The 4752-nt window shown below is 68.9% G+C and carries 7 protein-coding genes; all 7 read left to right on the forward strand.

The window, feature by feature from the left end; genetic code table 11:
* Window positions 1-401: hypothetical protein (locus WA965_RS01405; RefSeq protein WP_526446951.1), on the forward strand; the 401-nt coding region annotated here is incomplete at its 5' end.
* Between the two features lie 54 nt (window positions 402-455).
* On the forward strand, window positions 456-1415 hold the full coding sequence (locus WA965_RS01410) for an ABC transporter substrate-binding protein (RefSeq protein WP_526297405.1): 960 nt from the start codon (window positions 456-458) through the stop codon (window positions 1413-1415).
* 12 nt (window positions 1416-1427) lie between these two features.
* Window positions 1428-2117, forward strand: a complete 690-nt coding sequence (locus WA965_RS01415; RefSeq protein ID WP_178356751.1) for a queuosine precursor transporter — start codon at window positions 1428-1430, stop codon at window positions 2115-2117.
* Window positions 2118-2203: 86 nt separating this feature from the next.
* Window positions 2204-2881: a 5-oxoprolinase subunit B family protein gene (locus WA965_RS01420; RefSeq protein ID WP_526297403.1), complete on the forward strand. Its 678-nt coding sequence runs from the start codon at window positions 2204-2206 to the stop codon at window positions 2879-2881.
* Entirely contained in the window at window positions 2881-3777 is an 897-nt protein-coding gene (locus tag WA965_RS01425) for a 5-oxoprolinase/urea amidolyase family protein (RefSeq protein ID WP_526297401.1), read from the forward strand. Before WA965_RS01420 ends, WA965_RS01425 begins: the two co-directional genes overlap by 1 nt.
* A gap of 43 nt (window positions 3778-3820) precedes the next feature.
* Window positions 3821-4375: a GNAT family N-acetyltransferase gene (locus WA965_RS01430; RefSeq protein ID WP_526297399.1), complete on the forward strand. Its 555-nt coding sequence runs from the start codon at window positions 3821-3823 to the stop codon at window positions 4373-4375.
* Between the two features lie 115 nt (window positions 4376-4490).
* On the forward strand, window positions 4491-4752 hold a 262-nt coding region (locus WA965_RS01435; protein ID WP_526446953.1), incomplete at its 3' end, for a uroporphyrinogen-III synthase.

The raw sequence follows: 4752 nt of genomic DNA on the forward strand, positions 1-4752 counted from the left end.
GTCCCGCGCCCGCGCCCAACCAGGTCTTCACCTACACCCCCGTCGCAGAGGGTGGCGCAATCCCAGGCCCGGCGCCGGCACCTCCGCCCCCGCCCGGAACCGCGCCCTACATTGCTCCCGTGCCGAACGGCGACTTCAACAACACCGGCCAGATGAGCTTCCTGCGGGAACTGTGGAACATGCGCGGTACCCAAGAGCTCTACGACACGCTCTACCCCTCGCAGATGGACCCGGCGATGGCCGAGGCGATGGGCGTGCGGCAGATGCCGATGCTTCCACCGGGAGAGCTCCCGCCCGGTGTCGTCTCCCCCGCACCGCCCCCCGGCGCACCCGCAGCCCCGGCACCCGCACCCCCGCCGGTGTGGCCGCCGGCAGGCATGGTCCCGATCCCCGTTCCGTAAGGAGCGCTGACCGCCGAACCGACGGCCGGGCTTTCCGATAGCTACGCTCGCGACATGCCCGTGATGGCGTCGTGGCGCCGGTTCCTGACGTTGACGGCCGCGGTCGCACTGCTGGTGGCCGGCTGCGGATCCGACAAGCCCGGCACCGTCGCCGACGACGGGTCGGTGACCGTCACCCACGTGTTCGGCGAAACGAAAATCCCCGCCCCGCCGACGCGGGTCGTCAGTGCCGGCCTGACCGACGCCGACGATCTGCTGGCCCTCGGCGTCGTTCCGATCGCGGTGACCGACTGGTTCGGCGCCGAACCGTTCGGCGTCTGGCCGTGGGCGTTCCCCCGCCTGGGCGGCGCCCAACCGGTGGTGCTCTACCTCACCGACGGGGTGCCGATCGACCAGATCGCGGGATTACGGCCCGACCTGATCGTGGCCACCGACGCCGGCCTCGACCAGGACACCTATACGCGACTGTCGGCCGTCGCACCCACGATCCCGCAGTCCGGGCGCAACGCGTTCTTCGAACCATGGCGAGACCAGGCCACGGCCATCGGCCAGGCGGTGTTCCGCCACGACGACATGCAGACCCTCATCGCCGATGTCGACGCGCAGTTCGCCGCGGTCAAGGAGGCCAACCCGCAGTTCGCCGACAAGACGGTGCTGCTGCTCGAGGGCACCCTGTTCCGGGACAGCGTGCAGGTCCAGGGCCCCGATTGGCGCCACGAGTTCCTCACCCAGATGGGGCTGACTGTCGTGGCACCCGACCAGGAGTTGATCCCGCGCGACGACATGGCCTCGGTCCTGGACTCCGCCGACGTCATCATCTGGACCACCGAGAGCGACGAGGAACAGGCCGCTCTGCTGGCCGACCCCACGATTGCCGGTCTGTCGGCAACGGCCGAACAGCGCCACGTCTTCACGGGCAAGGAACTCGCCGGGGCGATCGCCTACGCCTCGACGCTGTCCTACCCGGTGGTCGCCGAGAGGTTGCCGCAGATGATCGCTGCGGCGCTGGGCTGATCTAATGTCCCGGTGACAAGCGAGACCACCGACCCCGACACCCACGCCGCCTTCGCCCGCGTGGGGTCGGCCTACTATCCGGTGCTCGTGGCCGTCTTCACCGCGCTGGTGATCGTCTCCAACCTCACCGCGACCAAGGGTGTCGAATTCGGGCCGATCATCACCGACGGCGGCTTCATCGTCTTCCCGCTGACCTACGTGATCGGCGACGTGCTCTCCGAGGTGTACGGCTTCAAAGCCGCACGCCGCGCCATCTTCACCGGCTTCGCGATGAACATCCTTGCCGCCCTTGCGCTCTGGGTGACGATCTATCTTCCAGCCGCGGATTTCTACGAAAACCAGGAGCATTTCGAGAACATCGCGCACTCCTACACCGGTCTGATCATCGCCGGGCTTGCCGGCTTCATCGTCGGGCAGACCCTCAATGCGTGGTCGCTGGTGCTGATCAAGGAACGCACCAAGGAGAAGCACCTGTGGGCGCGCCTGGTCGGGTCGACCTTCATCGGGCAACTCGGCGACACCATCGTGTTCTGCGCGATCGCTGCCAGCGTCATCGGCATCACCAGTTTCGGCGACTTCGTCACCTACACCGCCCAGGGCTGGCTGTACAAAACCGTCATCGAGGTCGCGCTGCTGCCGATCACCTACCGCGTGATCGCCTACATTAAGCGCCGGGAACCGACCTATCAGCCCGCAGTGTGAGCAGGCATTAAGGCTGCTCTGGCAAGGATCGAAGAGGTTCCGGCGATCGATGGCCGGTAAAGCTACTCAGCGGTAGCTTTGGTTCCATGAGCCTGACATCGAATGTGACGGCGACGATGCGCACCGACGGCGCGAGCAGCATCCTGGACTACGGTGACCGCGCCCTGCTTCTGGAGTTCGACAGCACCGCTGAGGTTCTGGCGTGGACCGATGCCCTGCGGGCGGCGGAATTGCCTGGCGTGGTGGACATCGTCCCCGCCGCGCGCACGGTCCTGGTGAAGCTGGCGGAGTCCCGGTATCTGGCACCGACACGGCAGCGGATCGCCCAGGTCAGGCCCAGCCGCGACGCGATCGCCGAATCAGCCGCACCTGCCGACGGTCAGGCCGACGTGGTCATCGACGTCGTCTATGACGGTGAGGATCTCGACGAGGTGGCCCGGCTGACCGGACTGAGCGCCGACGAGGTCGTCGCGGCGCACACCGGACGTCCCTGGCGCGTCGGATTCAGCGGCTTTGCACCGGGTTTCGGCTACCTGGTGGGCGGCGACGAGCGACTCGTCGTCCCCCGGAGGTCGGACCCGCGCACCAAGGTGCCCGTCGGATCCGTCGGACTCGCCGGCGAGTTCAGCGGCGTCTACCCCCGAGAATCGCCCGGCGGGTGGCAGCTGATCGGGCGCACCACGGCGGTGCTGTGGGACGTCGAACGGGACAACCCCGCGCTGCTGACCCCCGGTATGTGGGTGCAGTTCCAGGCGGTGCGCTGATGAGCGCCGTGACGCTGGAGATCATTCAGACCGGCCCGTTGGCACTGCTCGAGGATCTCGGTCGACCGGGGCTGTCACACCTGGGTGTCACGCGCTCCGGTGCGGCCGACCGACGCGCACACACGCTGGCGAACCGGCTTGTCGCCAATCCGGGTGACGCGGCGACGGTGGAGGTGACGCTGGGCGGGTTCACCGCGCGGGTGCACGGCGGCGGCCGGGATGGCGTCGCGATCGCGGTCACCGGTGCCGACACCGACCCCGCAGTCGACGGGGTTCCCTTTGGCATTAACAGCATTCACCACGCACAGGACGGCGAGGTGATCTCCCTCGGGGCACCGCATTCGGGGCTGCGCTCGTATCTGGCGGTGCGGGGCGGCTTCGACGTGGCGCCGGTGCTGGGGTCGCGCAGCTACGACGTGATGTCCGCGCTCGGGCCGCTGCCGCTGCGGGCAGGTGATGTGCTGCCGGTCGGCGAGCACACCGACGACTTCCCCGAACTCGACCAGGCGCCGGTGGCGGCCATCGCCGACGACGTGCTCGAGCTCATGGTGGTGCCCGGACCGCGGGACGACTGGTTCGTCGACCCGGACATCCTGGTGCGCACCAACTGGCAGGTCACCAACCGCAGCGACCGGGTCGGCATCCGACTCGTGGGCATGCCGCTGGAGTACCGTCGGCCGGACCGGCAACTGCCCAGCGAGGGTGCGACCCGCGGTGCCATCCAGGTTCCACCGAACGGTTTCCCGGTCATCCTGGGCCCCGACCACCCGGTGACCGGCGGCTATCCGGTGATCGGTGTGGTGGTCGACGACGACATCGACAAGCTCGCCCAGGCCCGCCCCGGCCAGACGGTGCGGTTGCACTGGTCGCGGCCCCGACGGCCGTTCGAGGACTGACCCGGAGGTACCGCGGCGCGGCCCGCGCTGGTAGACCGGAAGAGTGCGTGCCCGCCTCGTTCACACCTCAGATCTCGACGACGAAACCCGCGAACATGCCCGGCTGATGGTCATCGACGCCTTCCGGGGGGCTCCCGACGGGGAGTTCACCGATGCCGACTGGGAGCACGCGCTCGGCGGGATGCACGCCGTGATCTGCCAGCGTGGCGCCCTGATCGGACACGCGGCGGTCGTGCAGCGTCGGCTTCTCTACGGCGACACCGCGCTGCGGTGCGGTTACGTCGAGGGCGTCGCGGTGCGCGAAGACCACCGCGGTCAGGGTCTCGGCGCGGCTCTGATGGATGCCGCCGAGCAGGTCATTCGCGGCGGGTACCACCTCGGTGCGCTCAGCGCGAGCGACCTGGGCAGGCCGCTGTACGCCGCGCGGGGGTGGCTGCCGTGGGAGGGGCCGACGTCGGTGCTGGCACCGGACGGCCGTGCCCGCACACCCGACGACGACGGGTCGCTGCTGGTGCTGCCCGCCGAATTGCCGGACACCGTGACGCTCGACCCGGGCGCCCCGATCGCGTGCGACTGGCGCGACGGCGACGTCTGGTGAGCTCACAGCGAGAACACAGATGCGGTGAGCGGAAGTTCATCGCCTGAGCGGGGGTGACACGTTGTCGCAACAGCTGCTTAATCGCGCCGAAACACGACCTGAATAGACAGAGGTCATGAGTGAGCCGGACTGGTCGCCGCTCACCGGATTCAGGGTCGCGGTGACATCAGCGCGGCGCGCCGAGGAACTGGGCGCGCTGCTCAAGCGTCGTGGCGCGACCGTCACCGCCGCGGCCGCGATCGAAATGGTGCCACTGCCCGACGACACCGAGTTGCGCCAGCGCACCCAGGCACTGATCGACTCGCCACCCGACATCGTCGTCGCCACCACCGGCATCGGCTTCCGCGGCTGGATCGCGGCGGCCGACGGATGGGGTC

Origin of the sequence: Mycobacterium sp. (genome assembly GCF_049683935.1) — a bacterium.
In the GTDB taxonomy this organism is placed as follows: domain Bacteria; phylum Actinomycetota; class Actinomycetes; order Mycobacteriales; family Mycobacteriaceae; genus Mycobacterium.

Excerpts from the sequence above, each read along its gene's own strand:
- WA965_RS01410 (WP_526297405.1), top strand. The coding sequence starts at position 456 with ATGCCCGTGATGGCGTCGTGGCGCCGGTTCCTGACGTTGACGGCCGCG.
- WA965_RS01420 (WP_526297403.1), top strand. The coding sequence starts at position 2,204 with ATGAGCCTGACATCGAATGTGACGGCGACGATGCGCACCGACGGCGCG.
- WA965_RS01425 (WP_526297401.1), top strand. The coding sequence starts at position 2,881 with ATGAGCGCCGTGACGCTGGAGATCATTCAGACCGGCCCGTTGGCACTG.